This is a genomic window from Salmonella sp. SAL04196 (genome assembly GCF_046550835.1).
Taxonomy (GTDB): Bacteria; Pseudomonadota; Gammaproteobacteria; order Enterobacterales; family Enterobacteriaceae; genus Salmonella; species Salmonella enterica.
The window spans coordinates 305130-323603 of the sequence record NZ_JBGDXE010000004.1; the positions used below are offsets into that span (position 1 = coordinate 305130).

The 18474-nt window shown below is 53.9% G+C and carries 16 protein-coding genes; 11 read left to right on the forward strand and 5 right to left on the reverse strand.

What is annotated here, in order from left to right:
• Positions 1–47 precede the first annotated feature (47 nt).
• Positions 48–644, forward strand: coding sequence for a nucleoid occlusion factor SlmA (gene slmA / locus ACLJPE_RS16525; protein WP_000818607.1), 597 nt, complete (start codon positions 48–50; stop codon positions 642–644).
• A gap of 77 nt (positions 645–721) precedes the next feature.
• Here the strand turns inward: slmA and pyrE are convergent, their stop codons facing one another.
• Positions 722–1363: an orotate phosphoribosyltransferase gene (gene pyrE, locus ACLJPE_RS16530; protein WP_000806167.1), complete on the reverse strand. Its 642-nt coding sequence runs from the start codon at positions 1361–1363 to the stop codon at positions 722–724.
• A 78-nt stretch (positions 1364–1441) separates the two neighbouring features.
• On the reverse strand, positions 1442–2158 hold the full coding sequence (gene rph, locus ACLJPE_RS16535) for a ribonuclease PH (protein WP_023233389.1): 717 nt from the start codon (positions 2156–2158) through the stop codon (positions 1442–1444).
• 125 nt (positions 2159–2283) lie between these two features.
• Between rph and ACLJPE_RS16540 the strand changes: the two genes are divergently transcribed.
• A complete protein-coding gene (locus ACLJPE_RS16540; protein ID WP_000621347.1) occupies positions 2284–3147 on the forward strand; it encodes a YicC/YloC family endoribonuclease in 864 nt (287 codons plus the stop codon).
• Positions 3148–3196: 49 nt separating this feature from the next.
• Here the strand turns inward: ACLJPE_RS16540 and ACLJPE_RS16545 are convergent, their stop codons facing one another.
• Positions 3197–4099 (reverse strand): LysR family transcriptional regulator, encoded by a 903-nt coding sequence (locus ACLJPE_RS16545; protein WP_023213958.1) that lies wholly within the window; start codon positions 4097–4099, stop codon positions 3197–3199.
• A 73-nt stretch (positions 4100–4172) separates the two neighbouring features.
• On the opposite strand from ACLJPE_RS16545, the gene ACLJPE_RS16550 reads away from it, so the two are divergent.
• Positions 4173–5054 (forward strand): HARLDQ motif MBL-fold protein, encoded by an 882-nt coding sequence (locus ACLJPE_RS16550; RefSeq protein WP_001631316.1) that lies wholly within the window; start codon positions 4173–4175, stop codon positions 5052–5054.
• A 250-nt stretch (positions 5055–5304) separates the two neighbouring features.
• The gene (locus ACLJPE_RS16555) at positions 5305–5922 is read left to right on the forward strand and encodes a trimeric intracellular cation channel family protein (RefSeq protein WP_000924334.1); all 618 of its coding nucleotides are present in this window, start codon (positions 5305–5307) and stop codon (positions 5920–5922) included.
• Here the strand turns inward: ACLJPE_RS16555 and ligB are convergent.
• Complete coding sequence (gene ligB, locus ACLJPE_RS16560) at positions 5919–7604, reverse strand: NAD-dependent DNA ligase LigB (RefSeq protein ID WP_023212621.1); 1686 nt, start codon at positions 7602–7604, stop codon at positions 5919–5921. The genes ACLJPE_RS16555 and ligB overlap by 4 nt on opposite strands.
• 256 nt (positions 7605–7860) lie before the next feature.
• Between ligB and gmk the strand changes: the two genes are divergently transcribed.
• Genes gmk through recG form a run of 5 tightly spaced genes read left to right on the forward strand, consistent with a single transcriptional unit; the run spans position 7861 to position 13725 of the window.
• A complete protein-coding gene (gene gmk, locus ACLJPE_RS16565) occupies positions 7861–8484 on the forward strand; it encodes a guanylate kinase (protein ID WP_000046966.1) in 624 nt (207 codons plus the stop codon).
• Positions 8485–8538: 54 nt separating this feature from the next.
• Positions 8539–8814: a DNA-directed RNA polymerase subunit omega gene (rpoZ, locus tag ACLJPE_RS16570; protein ID WP_000135058.1), complete on the forward strand. Its 276-nt coding sequence runs from the start codon at positions 8539–8541 to the stop codon at positions 8812–8814.
• Between the two features lie 18 nt (positions 8815–8832).
• Entirely contained in the window at positions 8833–10944 is a 2112-nt protein-coding gene (spoT, locus tag ACLJPE_RS16575; protein ID WP_000280481.1) for a bifunctional GTP diphosphokinase/guanosine-3',5'-bis pyrophosphate 3'-pyrophosphohydrolase, read from the forward strand.
• A 4-nt stretch (positions 10945–10948) separates the two neighbouring features.
• Positions 10949–11638 (forward strand): tRNA (guanosine(18)-2'-O)-methyltransferase TrmH, encoded by a 690-nt coding sequence (trmH, locus tag ACLJPE_RS16580; protein WP_410966015.1) that lies wholly within the window; start codon positions 10949–10951, stop codon positions 11636–11638.
• A 5-nt stretch (positions 11639–11643) separates the two neighbouring features.
• Positions 11644–13725, forward strand: a complete 2082-nt coding sequence (gene recG, locus ACLJPE_RS16585; RefSeq protein WP_023233388.1) for an ATP-dependent DNA helicase RecG — start codon at positions 11644–11646, stop codon at positions 13723–13725.
• Between the two features lie 35 nt (positions 13726–13760).
• Here the strand turns inward: recG and gltS are convergent, their stop codons facing one another.
• Entirely contained in the window at positions 13761–14966 is a 1206-nt protein-coding gene (gene gltS, locus ACLJPE_RS16590; RefSeq protein WP_000462249.1) for a sodium/glutamate symporter, read from the reverse strand.
• A 227-nt stretch (positions 14967–15193) separates the two neighbouring features.
• On the opposite strand from gltS, the gene xanP reads away from it, so the two are divergent.
• Positions 15194–16585, forward strand: a complete 1392-nt coding sequence (xanP, locus tag ACLJPE_RS16595) for a xanthine/proton symporter XanP (protein ID WP_000115428.1) — start codon at positions 15194–15196, stop codon at positions 16583–16585.
• 120 nt (positions 16586–16705) lie between these two features.
• On the forward strand, positions 16706–18415 hold the full coding sequence (locus ACLJPE_RS16600) for an AsmA family protein (protein WP_039513485.1): 1710 nt from the start codon (positions 16706–16708) through the stop codon (positions 18413–18415).
• Positions 18416–18474 lie beyond the last annotated feature (59 nt).

Below are 18474 nucleotides of genomic sequence, written 5' to 3' on the forward strand. Positions count from 1 at the left end.
GTGGGTGCTCGCCTGGCAAGTGCTTATTTTCAGGGGTATTTTGTAACATGGCAGAAAAACAAACTGCGAAAAGGAATCGTCGCGAAGAAATACTTCAGTCACTGGCGCTGATGCTTGAATCCAGCGATGGAAGCCAACGCATCACGACGGCAAAACTGGCGGCCTCGGTCGGCGTTTCCGAAGCGGCGCTATACCGCCATTTTCCCAGCAAGACCCGCATGTTCGATAGCCTGATTGAGTTTATCGAAGATAGTCTGATTACCCGTATCAATCTGATTTTAAAAGATGAAAAAAACACCAGCACGCGTTTGCGCCTGATTGTGTTGCTGATTCTGGGTTTTGGCGAACGCAACCCTGGCCTGACGCGCATTCTTACCGGGCACGCGCTGATGTTTGAACAGGATCGCCTGCAGGGGCGCATTAATCAGCTTTTTGAACGCATCGAAGCGCAGCTCCGCCAGGTGCTACGAGAAAAAAGAATGCGTGAAGGCGAAGGCTACACGACGGATGAAAATCTGCTGGCAAGCCAGCTGTTAGCCTTCTGTGAAGGTATGCTTTCACGGTTCGTGCGTAGCGAATTTAAATACCGCCCAACGGACGATTTCGACGCCCGCTGGCCGCTCATTGCCGCTCAGCTACAGTAACGCTGACTGGATAGTGGCTCACGCCTTATCCAGGCGACAGAAACATAGGCCCGGTAAAGCGCCACCGGGCAATTCGCTTACACGCCAAATTCTTCCCGGTATGCTCGCACAGCCGCCAGATGCTCAGCCATATCAGGTTTTTCTTCCAGATAGGCAATCAGGTCTTTCAGCGTAATGATGGAGATAACCTTACAACCATAGTCGCGCTCCACTTCCTGAATCGCGGAAATCTCGCCGCGGCCACGTTCCTGACGATCCAGCGAAATCAGTACGCCAGCCAGCGTAGCCCCGTGCGCCTGAATAATCTCCATCGACTCGCGAATCGCCGTACCTGCGGTAATCACGTCATCCACCAGCATCACGCGGCCCTGTAGCGCGCTGCCCACCAGACTCCCGCCTTCGCCATGATCTTTTGCCTCTTTGCGGTTAAAGCAGTACGGCAGGTCTTTATCGTGATGTTCCGCCAGCGCAACCGCCGTCGTCGTCGCGATCGGAATACCTTTGTATGCGGGGCCAAACAGCAGATCAAATTCAATACCGGAATCCACCAGCGCTTCGGCATAAAAACGGCCTAACAACGCCAGGTCGCGCCCGGTATTAAACAGCCCGGCGTTGAAGAAATAGGGGCTTTTGCGCCCGGATTTCAGCGTAAACTCGCCAAACTTTAGTACCTGCTTGTTAAGCGCAAACTCAATAAACTGGCGCTGATACGGTTTCATGGATTCGCTCCTTTTCTTACTTTCATCATTTACGAAATTTACGGACAAAAAAAAGGCGACTTTTCAGTCGCCTTAAAATCAATTTTCTAACGCCGCCTTCTGCGTCGCCACAATGGATTCAATTCCCCCTCGGGCCAGCGCCAACAAAATGAGAAGTTCTTCATGGCTGAACGGCTCGCCTTCCGCGGTACCCTGTACTTCAATAATGCGGCCGTCTTCAGTCATCACGACGTTCATGTCGGTTTCTGCGGCGGAATCTTCAACATATTCCAGATCGCAGATCGCTTCGCCGTTAACGATGCCTACGGAAACCGCCGCCACCATGCCTTTCATCGGGTTGGTTTTCAGCTTACCGTTGGCAACCAATTTATTCAGCGCATCCGCCAACGCCACGCAGGCACCGGTAATAGACGCTGTACGCGTACCGCCATCGGCCTGGATTACATCGCAGTCCAGCGTAATGGTAAATTCGCCGAGCGTTTTCAGATCGACCGCCGCACGCAGCGCACGCGCGATCAAACGCTGAATTTCCATAGTACGACCGCCCTGCTTACCCTTTGCTGCTTCACGCGCGTTACGGGTATGGGTAGCGCGAGGCAACATGCCATACTCTGCGGTGATCCACCCCTGTCCTTGTCCTTTCAGAAAACGTGGGACGCCTTCTTCAATGGAGGCGGTGCACAACACTTTGGTATCTCCAAATTCGACCAGTACCGAGCCTTCAGCGTGTTTTGTATAGTTACGGGTCAGGGTTACGGGACGCACCTGATTAGCGCTACGGCCTGCTGGACGCATATTGAGATCTCCGGCTTAAAACGAATGTGGCTGCGCATTATACGGACTTCCGATGGTTATTCCTATCCTGACAAGGCCTGGATAGCTATAATCCCCTCATCTCTCCTTTAAAAACGGGAACATCTATGATCCGCAGTATGACCGCCTACGCCCGGCGTGAAATCAAGGGTGAATGGGGTAGCGCGACCTGGGAAATGCGCTCGGTAAACCAGCGTTATCTGGAAACTTACTTTCGTCTGCCGGAACAGTTCCGTAGTCTTGAACCCGTCGTGCGCGAACGCATTCGTACACGCCTGACGCGTGGCAAAGTCGAATGTATGCTGCGTTTTGAACCCGATGCCAGCGCGCAAGGCGAGCTTATTCTGAATGAAAAGCTAGCGAAACAATTAGTTAGCGCCGCAAACTGGGTCAAAATGCAGAGCGACGAAGGGGAAATCAATCCGGTTGATATTTTGCGCTGGCCAGGTGTCATGGCGGCGCAAGAGCAGGATCTGGACGCGATTGCCGCAGAAATTTTAGCCGCGCTGGACGGTACGCTGGATGACTTTATCATCGCGCGCGAAACGGAAGGCCAGGCGCTGAAAGCGCTGATTGAACAACGTCTGGAAGGCGTCAGCGCCGAAGTAGCGAAAGTCCGCGCGCATATGCCGGAAATCCTGCAATGGCAGCGTGAACGCCTGGTCGCGAAGCTGGAAGATGCTCAGGTTCAGTTGGAAAACAACCGTCTGGAGCAAGAGCTAGTGATGATGGCGCAGCGCATTGATGTGGCGGAAGAGCTGGATCGTCTGGAAGCGCACGTCAAAGAGACTTACAACATTCTGAAGAAAAAAGAGGCGGTAGGTCGCCGTCTGGACTTCATGATGCAAGAATTTAACCGTGAGTCGAACACCCTGGCCTCCAAATCCATCAACGCTGATGTAACTAACTCCGCTATTGAATTAAAAGTGTTGATCGAGCAAATGCGCGAGCAAATCCAGAATATTGAATAATTCTGGCGCTCAATATGTCACAGAGCCCGCCTTATGCGGGCTCTCGCGTTTATCGGTAGTACGTTTTTAATTTCCGGCGAATAGCGTCGATAAGGCGTCGCTTCCACTCTACCGTTGAAGCCCGATACTGCATAAAAATAGCGCCTTCCGCCTGCTCCCCGGCAAGCGGCAGGACAAAAAGACCGCGCTTATCGGATAAATTTTCATACCAGGGGCGCGGTACAATCGCCATTAGCGGCGCCGACTGGACAGCAGGCGCAAGTTGACTGTAATCATGACAAACAAACGCCAGCGGACGTTCAAACCCGGCACGAGCCTGCTGCCTGTCCAGTTCGTTGTTCTCTTTTGTCCACGGCAAACAGTAAATGTGCTGATAATGCTGTAGATCAGCAAAATTCAACTCTGCGGCATTCTCCAGACGTGAACGCAATGGCGCGCCATAAACCGCAATCAAACGCGTAGTCCCCACCCGCTCGTAATGCAGAGCGCTGACCTGCTTTTGATGGTCGCCAATTGCCAGCACCAAATCAACCGAGCTATCCAACAGTTCATCACGCCAGGGTCGGCGGGCAAAAGGAAGGCACTCGATCACCGCCTGATGAAGATGACCTTTCTCTGCGAGAACGGGCGTAAGCAGCGCGTTCAATGCGGGAGGAAGTACCACCCGGAAACAACGGGAGCCGTTCTCTTTATCGCCAAACAGCTCCTCATTAAGCGAAACAAACACAGGCGCCAATTTGTCACGCAGCGCCTGCGCATAAGGCGTAGGAATCTGGCGGTTCCCTTCCCGTCGAAACAACGGGTCGTTTAGCACATCGCGCAATCTCATTAACGCATGACTTACCGCAGAAGGCGACAAAGCCAGCTTTTGCGCCGTTTTCCCCGTAGAGCTCGTCTCCAGCAGCACATACAGTACTTTTAACAGGTTCATATCCATTTGCAGCAAGTTCATTAAACGTCTCTCTTATTGAACCTGGCTAAATTACTGCCAGGTATACTGCGGGCGCTTCAATCAGGAGAACATTATGAATCGCTATGCATTATTCTTTGTATGTATATTTTCAACATCAGCACTTCCTGCCATGGCGGCATTAGATCCTTCACAACCGTTATCACCCGCGCCTCCGTTATCACTGTTTAAAGCGTGGGCTAAGCCTATAAAGCCGTTTCAAATCACAGAAGGCGTGTGGTATGTCGGCACGGAAAATCTCTCTTCTATTCTGCTGACCACTCCGGCAGGGCATATTCTTATTGATGCGGGGTTGGATGAAAGCGCACCGCAAATTAAAGCGAATATTGAAGCGGCAGGATTCCGCCTCACAGACATACGCTATCTATTGAACAGCCATGCGCGGCTGGATCAAGCGGGGGGCATGGCACGTTTGAAAGCGTGGAGCGGCGCACAATTGGTCGCCAGCCAACCCAACGCCGATCAGATGGCGAGGGGTGGACGAGAGGATTTTGCGCTTGGCGATGCGCTCCCCTTCCCGCCCGTCACCACTGATAAAATTATCCACAACCAGGAAAGCATCAGCCTCGGAGGGATAACCGTGACAGCACTATTCACGCCCGGACATCTGCCCGGCTCAACTTCCTGGCGCGTAACGCTCCGCAACGGCAAGACGCTAATTTACGCAGATAGTCTCGCCACACCTGACTATCTGCTGATTAACAACAAAAATTACCCTGACTTGGTTACTGATATTCAGAGCAGCTTTAAGACACTGGCCGCCCAGCATGTTGATATCTTTATTGCCAACAAAGGTGACCGCTTCGGGCTACTGGAGAAACGACAGCAACTTCGCAACGGCGATACACAGGCTTTCTTTGATTCCAATGGCTTGCAACAGTATGTGGAACGCTCGCGCCAGCGCTTCATCACACAACTTACCGCACAGCAGCCATAATGAAATGATTCACCGGCGGCGCGTCCAGGGCGCCGTTCTTTTAAATTATCTAAGTCAAAATAGAAAAACCTCGCATACAATAAACCACAAAAATGATGTTCAATTTATTGATATTTATAATAAATAATTATTAATCATAAATTTAAAATCATTACTAAAATTTATTAATCGTGTAATGCCTTAGAAAATCTCAATCGTGATACAGCGCACAAATCGTTAATCTTCGCCCCCAGTAAATTAGGGGGAAATCATGCTGTTGCACGTTCTTTATTTAATTGGCATCACTGCCGAGGCCATGACGGGCGCACTCGCTGCGGGTCGTCGTCGCATGGATACATTCGGCGTAATTATTATTGCTACCGCCACCGCCATTGGTGGAGGATCGGTTCGCGACATTCTGCTCGGTCACTATCCGCTGGGTTGGGTGAAGCATCCCGAATATGTCATTATTGTGGCGACTGCCGCTGTATTGACCACCATTGTTGCCCCCGTCATGCCCTATTTACGCAAGCTTTTCCTGGTACTTGACGCGCTGGGGTTGGTGGTTTTCTCTATTATTGGCGCTCAGATAGCCCTTGATATGGGCGAAGGGCCAATTATCGCCGTGGTAGCCGCCGTCACTACCGGCGTCTTTGGCGGCGTGCTCCGCGATATGTTCTGCAAACGCATTCCACTGGTGTTTCAAAAAGAGCTATATGCCGGCATTTCGTTCGCCTCGGCGGTGCTCTATATTGCGCTGCAACATTACGTCATGAATCCGGATGTCGTCGTTATCTCTACGTTACTGTTTGGCTTTACAGCAAGGTTATTAGCGCTACGTCTTAAACTTGGCCTGCCGGTATTTTATTACCGCCATGAAGGGCACTAAGACCCAAATCCGGGAATATGCTGAGCAGCCAGCCATCTGCTCAGCGCTTTGATCTGCGGATTATTCCGCCAGTCGATGACTCTCCCGGCACGACGCTCGCCCGTCGCTGGTAACTGCCGCCAGTGTTGCTCTGTTCGCATTAATAACTGCTCCCATGAACGATCGCCGCTGGCCTGTAATGCAGCCTGCGTTAAGGGGATATCCATCGCCATGATCCAGCGGGTAAACGACTGCCGGCGCGCCAGGTTAAATTGCCGCCATATCTGCTCGCTTTTTCCTTTAGCAAAGCCTGGCGTGTTGGCTATTTGCGCTGACGTCAGGGCAAGCCAGGAGAAGATATGCTCAAAGCGATGCGTCTGATGCAAGGCCCGCCAGCTGGCTTCGCCCATTCCGTCCAGACCCAACGCCGATCGTGATCCCAGCCATACCAGCCTGGAGATAAACTGTTCCTGACACGTTGCCGACGCGTAAAAGCAGGTCAGCGAGTTGAAATGGCTATCAGGCGGTACAGGCTTACTCCGCTCACGACTCCGCCAGACGACCTCATCAAGCCGGGGAATGCCTTGCCCGGCCAGACTCACCAGGATCTGATCGCCCGGCGCGATATCCCACGCTTCCCAACGTTTCACAGAGCCGATATTGACCCGCTGAACCCGCTTATCATCCAATATAACGGGGACAAGCGACGCTACTACGGTAATTTTGCCGCTTTTCCCCACCGAGAACTGAATAGCGCTCACTTGCGCGACCTGCGCTACTGGCGGATATTTCCATGCTGCCAGCCAGTCGCCCTGCCCGGGTCGCCAGTATTGTGCCGCGGGCTCTTTAGCCATGCGTATCACTACGCCATCCGTCACAAAGGGCAACGCTGACGTCAGCCATGACTGGCGCGCCCGCTCGACCTCGCTGGCATCTTTTACCGCCAGGGTATATTTCTTCGTCAGACTGAATCCAGCCTTAGCAAGTTGGCTTAATCTTTCGGGCATATTTGCCGGACCGTCCGGCCACGCCCAAATAAAAATACCCAACGAATTTAGCGCGGAGGCGTTATCCTGGCGCATTAACATTCCTGCGACTTTCGAGCGCGCATTCATCCCGCCCATCCGTTGCTGGATATGCCCCTCGCGCTGTAGAAAGATTTCGCCCTGCAACACCGCGTTAGCAAGCGCGCCTTGTGTTGTCTGCGGTATAGAGGGGATCAGGCGAATTTTTGGCGTCCAGTCCTCGCCTTGTAGTCCGTTACCTCGGCTGATAGCCCTGGCCAGTTTACCGTTTTGATAAACCAGCGTTACCGCTACGCCATCCACTTTTGGTTGTACCCAAAGCTCGCTGCGCCCGCGCATCCACTGTTCTACCGCCTGCCGGTCCGCGAGTTTACGTACGCCCGTATGCGCAACAGGATGCATTGTTGTACCGTTTAACGGCGGTGAAACCGGAGTAGATGAAACATCCTGACCAACACAGCGTTGCCACTGAACCAGCCTTGCGCTGAGTTGGTCGTACACACTATCGTCAACCGCGCTAACGCCTTGTTTCCAGTAAATGTCATTCCAGTCAGCGAGCTGTTGCTGTAAACGGGCAATTTCTTCAGCGGCCCTTGCTGGCGGCCAGGCCGGGCAAAGCGCCCCACTCTGCGAATGCCACAATAAAATTCCCCACGCCATACTTTTCCATAATCTCATCACGACCTCCTGCGCACATTGCCCGGCAGGTATAGCGCTTTAGTGAATAAAAACCGACAGGTAAAAATGCATCATCCGAGCCGCTTTCCAGATTTTTTGGTGGGTTGCTGCAACGACGCGATAAAAGCGGAAAAAGGGACGCAGAATGCAATAATCTGGCGCAAAAAGTGTGACAAAGACTACGTCGCATAACGGCGATGTGTATAATAAGCCCGTATCAAGGCTCTATTTCGATAATCACAGACGTAAGATACTCATGGCTCAAGGTACGCTTTATATTGTTTCTGCCCCCAGTGGCGCGGGTAAATCCAGCCTGATTCAGGCTTTATTAAAAACCCAACCGTTGTATGACACTCAGGTTTCCGTTTCACATACCACGCGCGCGCCGCGTCCGGGTGAAGTGCACGGTGAGCACTATTTCTTTGTAAATCATGATGAGTTTAAAACCATGATTGGCAGGGAGGCGTTTCTGGAGCACGCGGAAGTGTTTGGCAATTACTACGGCACTTCGCGCGAAACCATTGAGCAAGTGCTGGCAACCGGCGTTGATGTTTTTCTCGATATCGACTGGCAGGGCGCCCAGCAAATTCGCGAAAAGATGCCGCAAGCACGCAGCATTTTTATTTTGCCGCCGTCAAAGATCGAATTGGATCGCCGTTTACGCGGTCGCGGGCAAGATAGCGAAGAAGTCATTGCCAAACGAATGGCGCAAGCGGTTGCAGAAATGAGCCATTACGCCGAATATGATTATCTTATTGTGAATGACGACTTTGATACCGCGTTAAGCGACTTGAAAACCATCATTCGCGCTGAACGTCTGCGTATGAGCCGCCAAAAGCAGCGTCATGACGCTTTAATCAGCAAATTGTTGGCAGACTGAACCCACTTTCAGTATCATGCCCAGTCATTTCTTCACCTGTGGAGCATTTTAAGTATGGCACGCGTAACTGTTCAGGACGCTGTAGAGAAAATTGGTAACCGTTTTGACCTGGTACTGGTCGCCGCGCGTCGCGCTCGTCAGATGCAGGTAGGCGGAAAGGATCCGCTGGTACCGGAAGAAAACGATAAAACTACCGTTATCGCGCTGCGCGAAATCGAAGAAGGTCTGATTAACAACCAGATCCTTGACGTCCGCGAGCGCCAGGAACAGCAAGAGCAGGAAGCCGCTGAATTACAAGCCGTTACCGCTATTGCTGAAGGTCGTCGTTAATCACAAAGCGGGTCGCCCTTGTATCTGTTTGAAAGCCTGAATCAACTGATTCAAACCTACCTGCCGGAAGACCAGATTAAGCGTCTTCGGCAGGCGTATCTCGTTGCACGTGACGCTCACGAGGGCCAGACACGTTCAAGCGGTGAACCCTATATCACGCACCCGGTAGCGGTGGCCTGTATTCTGGCCGAGATGAAACTCGACTACGAAACGCTGATGGCCGCTCTGCTGCATGACGTGATTGAAGATACCCCCGCCACCTATCAGGACATGGAACAGCTTTTCGGTAAAAGCGTTGCCGAGCTGGTAGAGGGGGTGTCGAAACTTGATAAGCTCAAGTTCCGCGATAAGAAAGAGGCGCAGGCCGAAAACTTTCGCAAAATGATTATGGCGATGGTGCAGGATATCCGCGTCATTCTCATTAAGCTTGCTGACCGTACCCATAACATGCGCACGCTGGGCTCATTACGCCCGGATAAACGTCGTCGTATTGCCCGCGAAACGCTGGAAATCTACAGTCCTCTGGCGCACCGTTTAGGTATTCATCACATTAAAACCGAGCTGGAAGAGCTGGGTTTTGAAGCGCTGTATCCCAATCGTTACCGCGTCATCAAAGAAGTGGTAAAAGCGGCGCGCGGCAACCGTAAAGAGATGATCCAAAAAATCCTCTCTGAAATCGAAGGACGCTTGCAAGAGGCGGGAATTCCGTGTCGCGTTAGCGGTCGCGAAAAACATCTTTACTCGATCTACTGTAAAATGGTGCTCAAAGAGCAGCGTTTTCACTCGATCATGGACATTTACGCGTTTCGCGTCATCGTTCATGACTCCGATACCTGCTATCGCGTACTCGGCCAGATGCACAGTCTCTATAAGCCGCGTCCGGGACGCGTGAAAGACTATATAGCCATTCCCAAAGCGAACGGCTATCAGTCTTTGCACACCTCGATGATCGGCCCGCACGGCGTTCCTGTTGAAGTCCAGATCCGTACCGAAGATATGGATCAGATGGCGGAAATGGGGGTCGCGGCGCACTGGGCGTATAAAGAACACGGTGAGACCAGCACCACGGCGCAGATCCGCGCCCAGCGCTGGATGCAAAGTCTGCTGGAGCTACAACAGAGCGCCGGTAGTTCGTTTGAATTTATCGAAAGCGTAAAATCCGATCTCTTCCCGGATGAGATTTACGTTTTCACCCCGGAAGGGCGCATTGTCGAACTGCCTGCTGGCGCTACGCCGGTGGATTTTGCCTATGCAGTGCATACCGACATCGGCCACGCCTGCGTCGGCGCGCGTGTCGACCGGCAGCCTTATCCGCTGTCGCAGCCGCTTAGCAGCGGTCAGACCGTCGAAATTATTACCGCGCCAGGCGCGCGTCCCAACGCCGCCTGGCTGAACTTTGTCGTCAGCTCTAAAGCGCGCGCTAAAATTCGTCAGTTGCTGAAAAACCTCAAACGTGATGACTCCGTAAGCCTGGGCCGTCGTCTGCTTAACCATGCTTTAGGCGGCAGTCGTAAGCTGGCGGAAATTCCGCAGGAAAATATTCAGCGCGAACTGGATCGAATGAAGCTGGCAACGCTTGACGATCTGCTGGCGGAAATCGGTCTCGGCAACGCGATGAGCGTAGTGGTCGCGAAAAATCTGCAGCAAGGCGAAGCCGTGGTGCCGACCGTTGCGCAATCGAATCACGGCCACCTGCCGATTAAAGGCGCGGATGGCGTGCTTATCACCTTTGCGAAGTGTTGTCGTCCGATCCCAGGCGACCCGATCATCGCTCACGTCAGCCCAGGTAAAGGACTGGTGATCCACCATGAATCCTGCCGTAATATCCGTGGATACCAGAAAGAGCCAGAGAAATTTATGGCGGTCGAATGGGACAAAGAGACGGAGCAGGAATTCATTACCGAAATCAAGGTGGAAATGTTTAACCATCAGGGCGCGCTGGCTAACCTGACGGCGGCGATTAATACGACCACCTCCAATATTCAAAGTCTGAATACTGAAGAGAAAGATGGTCGCGTCTATAGTACCTTTATTCGCCTTACCGCACGCGATCGCGTACATCTGGCGAATATCATGCGCAAAATCCGCGTGATGCCAGACGTCATTAAAGTCACCCGTAACCGAAACTAGCGCTATGAATCCAAAACGTTATGCGCGTATATGCGAAATGCTCGCCAGGCGTCAGCCTGATCTCACGGTCTGCATGGAGCAAGCCCACAAACCTCATAACGTTTCTGCAATCATTCGTACCGCAGATGCCGTTGGCGTCCATGAAGTCCATGCCATCTGGCCTGGTAGCCGGATGCGCACCATGGCTTCCGCGGCGGCGGGCAGCAACAGTTGGGTACAGGTGAAAACTCACCGTACCATTGGCGATGCGGTAGCCCATTTGAAAGGACGGGGAATGCAGATTCTGGCAACCCATCTTTCTGATAAGGCCGTAGACTTTCGCGAGATTGATTACACGCGCCCGACCTGTATTCTGATGGGTCAGGAGAAAACCGGTATTACTCAGGAAGCATTAGCCCTGGCGGATCGGGATATCATCATTCCGATGATCGGCATGGTACAGTCGCTGAACGTTTCCGTCGCCTCCGCGCTCATTCTTTATGAAGCCCAGCGTCAGCGTCAGAACGCGGGCATGTATCTGCGTGAAAATAGCATGTTGCCGGAAGATGAACAGCAGCGCCTGCTGTTTGAGGGCGGTTATCCGGTGCTGGCGAAAGTCGCTAAACGTAAAGGTCTGCCTTATCCTCGCGTCAATCAGCAGGGCGAAATCGACGCCGATGCTGACTGGTGGGCGACGATGCAGGCGGCAGGGTAATCACCATGTCAGGCCGCTTGTTAGACGCTGTTCCGCTCAATTCCCTGACAGGTGTCGGCGCAGCGCAAAGCAGTAAACTGGCGAAAATTGGCCTGCATACCGTCCAGGATTTGCTATTACATCTTCCTCTGCGTTACGAAGACCGTACCCATCTCTACCCCATTGGCGAACTGCTGCCTGGCATCTACGCCACCGTTGAAGGTGAAGTGCTGAACTGCAATATCACTTTCGGCGGTCGTCGGATGATGACCTGCCAGATTAGCGACGGTTCCGGCATTCTTACCATGCGCTTTTTCAATTTTAACGCGGCGATGAAAAACAGCCTGGCGACGGGGCGACGTGTGCTGGCCTACGGGGAAGCGAAGCGCGGCAAGTATGGCGCAGAGATGATCCATCCGGAATATCGCCTGCAGGGCGATCTCAGCACGCCGGAACTTCAGGAAACGCTCACCCCCGTCTATCCGACCACCGAGGGCGTGAAGCAAGCGACACTGCGCAAGCTTACCGATCAGGCGCTGGAGTTGCTCGACACCTGCGCCATTGCCGAACTACTGCCGCCGGAACTGGCGCAGGGTATGATGAGCCTGCCGGAGGCGCTACGTACCTTGCATCGCCCGCCGCCGACGCTCCAGCTCGCCGATTTAGAAACCGGCAAACACCCGGCGCAGCGGCGGCTTATTCTTGAAGAGCTACTGGCGCATAATCTCAGTATGCTGGCGCTTCGCGCAGGCGCGCAGCGCTATCACGCTCAGCCGCTAAGTACCAACAACATATTGAAAGACAATCTGCTGGCGTCGTTGCCGTTTAAACCCACGAGCGCGCAGGCGCGGGTGGTGGCAGAGATCGAACACGATATGGCGCTCGATGTGCCGATGATGCGTCTGGTTCAGGGCGACGTGGGTTCCGGTAAAACGTTGGTTGCAGCGCTTGCCGCCTTGCGCGCTATTGCCCACGGTAAGCAGGTCGCGTTGATGGCGCCGACCGAACTGCTGGCTGAACAGCACGCAAATAATTTCCGCAACTGGTTCGAACCGTTGGGCGTTGAAGTGGGTTGGCTGGCGGGTAAGCAAAAAGGTAAAGCGCGTCAGGCGCAGCAAGAGGCTATTGCCAGCGGTCAGGTGCAGATGATTGTCGGCACCCACGCTATCTTTCAGGAACAGGTGCAGTTCAACGGCCTGGCGCTGGTCATTATCGATGAGCAGCACCGCTTTGGCGTCCACCAGCGGCTGGCATTGTGGGAAAAAGGCCAGCAGCAGGGCTTTCATCCGCATCAATTGATTATGACCGCAACGCCCATTCCTCGAACCCTGGCGATGACTGCCTACGCCGATCTCGATACCTCGGTGATTGACGAGCTACCGCCGGGCCGTACCCCTGTCACTACCGTTGCTATTCCGGATACCCGTCGCCATGAAATCATTGATCGTGTGCGCAATGCCTGCACAACCGAAGGCCGTCAGGCCTACTGGGTCTGTACGCTGATTGAAGAGTCCGACCTGCTGGAAGCGCAGGCGGCGGAAGCTACCTGGGAGGAACTCAAGCTGGCGTTACCGGAGTTGAATATCGGCCTGGTACACGGCCGCATGAAGCCCGCCGAAAAACAGGCGGTGATGCAGGCCTTTAAGCAGGGTGAACTGCATTTGCTGGTCGCCACTACGGTGATTGAGGTGGGAGTCGATGTTCCTAACGCCAGTCTGATGATTATTGAAAACCCGGAGCGACTGGGCCTGGCGCAGTTACACCAGCTCAGAGGACGCGTTGGCCGTGGCGCGGTCGCATCGCACTGCGTGCTGCTCTATAAATCGCCGTTGTCGAAAACGGCGCAGAAGCGTTTACAGGTATTGCGCGACAGCAACGACGGCTTTGTGATTGCACAAAAAGATTTAGAGATTCGCGGCCCGGGGGAATTACTGGGCACGCGCCAGACAGGTAACGCCGAATTTAAAGTAGCTGATTTGCTGCGCGATCAAGCCATGATCCCCGAAGTTCAGCGTATTGCCCGTCATATTCACGAACGTTATCCGCAGCAGGCACAAGCGCTGATTGAGCGCTGGATGCCGGAAACCGAACGTTATTCCAACGCCTAATGAGCACGGCGGCTTTAATGCCGCCGTACAAACTATTATTGCGCGAAAATCGGTAACAGCAGGTACAGCTTGATTACCAACGCATTAACGATATCGATAAAGAACGCACCAACCATCGGCACCACCAGGAACGCCATATGCGAGGGGCCAAAACGGTCGGTAATCGCCTGCATATTAGCAATGGCGGTCGGCGTTGCGCCCAGGCCAAAACCGCAGTGACCCGCCGCCAACACCGCTGCATCGTAGTTTTTCCCCATCATGCGCCAGGTGACGAAGATCGCGTACAGCGCCATGAAGATGGTCTGTACCACCAGAATCGCCAGCATCGGCAGCGCCAGCGACGCCAGTTCCCACAGCTTCAGGCTCATCAGCGCCATTGCCAGGAACAGTGACAAACTCACGTTCCCCAGCACCGAAACAGCACGCTCAAATACGCGATAAAAACCCACCAGCGCCAGGCCATTGCTGAGGATCACCCCAACAAATAGCACACAAACGAAGACCGGCAGTTCAAGCACCGTTCCCGCCAGTAGCTGCGCTACGATTTTGCCCACGGTCAGACAGATAGCAATCAGGGCGATGGTTTCGATTAGCACCAGAGAGGTGATCATACGGCCCACATCCGGCTTTTCAAAGGCTGTCGGCACGGCCTGATCGTCAGGCATTCCATCCGGCGTGGTGGAGTGTTTCACCAGATAACGCGCTACCGGACCGCCAATCAACCCGCCCAGCACCAGGCCAAAGGTTGCACATGCCATCGCAACTTCGGTGGCATTGGCAAAACCATAACGTTCGACAAACAGTTTACTCCACGCCGCGCCGGTACCGTGTCCGCCGGACAGCGTAATTGACCCGGCAATCAGCCCCATTAACGGGTCCAGCCCCAACAGACTCGCCATGCCGATACCGATGGCATTCTGCATCAGCAGTAATCCGACCACGACGACCAGGAAGACGCCAACAACGCGTCCCCCCTTGCGCAGGCTGGCAAGGTTAGCGTTAAGGCCGATCGTCGCGAAAAACGCCAGCATCAACGGATCGCGCAGGGTCATATCAAAGTTGACCTCCCAACCGACGCTTTTTTTCAGTACCAGCAGAGCAACCGCGACCAGTAACCCCCCTGCCACCGGCTCCGGAATCGTATATTTCTTCAGTAAGGAGACAGACTGGACCAGCTTGCGACCCAGTAGCAGCACCAGCGTGGCGGCGACAAGGGTCGATAAGGTATCGAGTTCAAACATTTAAAGCTCCTGTAGTGCGCTGTGACACGTGCGCACAAATCATTTCCTGAGTCAGTTTTTTAGCTCTTTGCGAGTCTTCGGCATGGATTTTAAGCAGAAAAAGGCAAAAAGTTATATAAAAAGGTGCATTTATCTTTTTTAAATATTAAGAATATTCGCTCGCAATCGTTTGCTTTTACCACCTGGTCAGATAAAATCACCGCTTTTCCACCACGAGAATGTCCCTGATGTCCGTTAACGCCATCGAGCCGGCAGATGCGCAACCGGTTGCGCAGACGCAAAACAGCGAATTAATTTACCGTCTTGAAGATCGCCCGCCGCTCCCTCAAACACTTTTTGCCGCTTGTCAGCATCTGCTGGCCATGTTTGTCGCGGTAATCACGCCAGCGCTGTTAATCTGCCAGGCGTTGGGTTTACCGGCGCAGGATACGCAGCACATTATCAGCATGTCGCTGTTCGCCTCCGGCGTAGCCTCTATTATTCAAATCAAAGCGTGGGGGCCGGTAGGATCGGGGCTGTTATCCATCCAGGGAACCAGTTTTAACTTTGTCGCCCCGCTGATTATGGGCGGTACCGCGCTGAAAACCGGCGGCGCGGACGTCCCGACGATGATGGCGGCGCTGTTCGGCACGCTGATGCTGGCAAGCTGCACCGAGATGGTGCTTTCTCGCATTCTACATCTGGCGCGCCGGATTATCACGCCGTTAGTCTCCGGCGTCGTGGTGATGATTATTGGCCTGTCGCTGATTCAGGTGGGGCTAACCTCCATCGGCGGCGGCTATGCCGCCATGAGCGACAACACCTTTGGCGCACCGAAAAACCTGCTGCTGGCCGGCGTCGTCCTGGCCATTATTATCCTGCTGAATCGGCAGCGTAATCCCTACCTACGCGTGGCTTCTTTGGTTATTGCCATGGCGGCAGGCTATCTTTTGGCCTGGTTTATGGGCATGTTGCCTGAGAATAACGCGCCAGTCTCGCAGGACATCCTGATGGTGCCGACCCCGCTGTATTATGGTCTGGGCATTGACTGGAACCTGTTACTGCCGTTGATGCTGGTCTTTATGATTACGTCGCTGGAGACCATCGGCGACATCACCGCCACCTCTGATGTCTCCGAGCAGCCGGTATCCGGCCCCTTGTACATGAAACGGCTAAAGGGCGGCGTACTGGCTAACGGCCTGAACTCATTTGTTTCAGCGGTATTTAATACGTTCCCGAATTCCTGTTTCGGTCAGAACAACGGCGTAATTCAGTTGACCGGCGTCGCCAGCCGCTATGTGGGATTTGTCGTCGCGCTGATGCTGATTGTGCTCGGCCTGTTCCCGGCGGTAAGCGGTTTTGTGCAGCATATCCCGGAACCGGTGCTCGGCGGCGCCACGTTAGTGATGTTTGGCACCATTGCCGCCTCCGGGGTGCGTATTGTCTCGCGTGAGCCGCTGAACCGCCGCGCGATTCTGATTATCGCCCTGTCGCTGGCCGTGGGTCTTGGCGTCTCGCAACAGCCGCAGATCCTGCAGTTCGCGCCGGAATGGGTGAAAAATCTGCTCTCATCCGGAATTGCCGCTGGCGGCATCACGGCTATCGTGCTGAACCTGATTCTCCCGCCGGAAAAACCGTAAAAACCCTGCGGCGGCGACGCGATTCGCCGCTGCTGTAACGCTCTTTCACCATTCCTGTCTTGAGGATTGCACGCAAATCGTGCATAAATCCCCTATGTGCATTTCACGGGATGGAAGACCATGAAATTGATTGGGAGGTTGCTTCTCTATGTGCTGATCGCCTGTTTAGTGGTGATTTTCGGCTTTTATTTTCTGCTGCAAACGCGCTGGGGCGCAGATCACATCAGCAACTGGGTATCAGAGAACAGCGGTTATCACCTCACATTCGACGTGATGGATCATCGTTTTTCCGCCCCATCCCATCTTTTACTGGAGAATGTGACCTTTGGTCGTGATGGTCAGCCTGCTACCCTAGTCGCGAAAACCGTAGATATCGGCCTGAGCATTCGCCAGTTAACCGCGCCGCTGCATGTCGACACGATTCTGTTACAGGACGGCACGCTGAATATTTCAGTGCAAACCGCACCTTTCCCGTTTGAGGCCGACCGCCTGCAACTTCGCAATATGGCGCTCAATAGTCCCGGCAGCGAATGGCGGTTGAGCGCCCAGCGCGTTAACGGCGGCGTAATGCCCTGGCACCCCGAAGCCGGTCGGGTATTGGGCAATAAAGCCCAGATCCAACTGAGCGCCGGTTCGCTGACGTTAAACGACGTTCCCGCCACTAATGTGCTTATTGAAGGCAGTATCGACCATAATCAGGTGATGTTAAACACCGTCGGCGCCGATATGGCGCGCGGAGCGTTAACCGGCGTCGCCCGGCGTAACGCTGATGGTAGTTGGGTCGTTGAAAATCTGCGGCTGAATGATATTCGGTTACAAAGCGATAAATCCCTGAGCGAGTTTTTCGCGCCGCTTACTACGGTTCCATCTTTGCAGTTTGGTCGTCTTGAAGTGACGGACTCCAGCCTGCAAGGACCAGACTGGGCAGTCACCGATCTTGACCTGAGTTTGCGCAATCTGACTCTGCGCAAAGAAGACTGGCAAAGTCAGGAAGGTAAATTATCGATGAACGCCAGCGAGTTTATTTACGGCTCGCTGCACTTGCTCGATCCAATCCTGAACGCCGAATTTTCACCACAGGGCGTTGCGCTACGCCAGTTCACCACCCGCTGGGAAGGCGGTATGGTCAGAACTTCCGGCGCCTGGTTACGCGAAGGCAAAGCGCTTATTCTGGACGATACCGCTATCGCCGGGCTGGAGTACACGCTGCCGGAAAACTGGAAGCAGTTATGGATGAAGCCGTTGCCCGACTGGTTGAACAGCCTGACGCTGAAAAAATTCAGCGCCAGCCGCAACCTGGTGATTGATATCGACCCAGCCTTCCCGTGGCAAATCACCGCTCTGGACGGCTACGGCGCAAACCTGGAGCTGGTACAACATCATCAATGGGGCGTCTGGAGCGGCAATGCGACCCTCAACGCCGCAGCGGCAACCTTTAACCGTGTGGATGTGCGCCGCCCGTCGCTGTCGTTGACGGCTAATGCCAGCACGGTCAACATCAGCGATCTGAGCGCGTTTACTGGAAAAGGGATACTGGAAGCCACTGCCAGCGTATCGCAACTGCCGCAGCGTCAGACGCAAATCAGCCTGAACGGACGCGGCGTACCAATGGATGTGCTACAGCAGTGGGGCTGGCCGGCATTACCGATTGCTGGCGATGGCAATATTCAGCTCACGGCCAGCGGCAATATTCAGGCCGATGCGCCGTTGAAACCGACGGTAAATGGGCAATTACACGCGGTCAACGCACAAAAGCAGCAGATAACGCAAACGATGCAAGCGGGCGTGGTGTCCGGCGGGGAAGTTACGTCAACGGAGCCAGCGCTGTAATTGAGGGCTTGCCCGGTGGCGATGGCGCTTACCGGGCTTACGGTTCTTGCTCATTTATA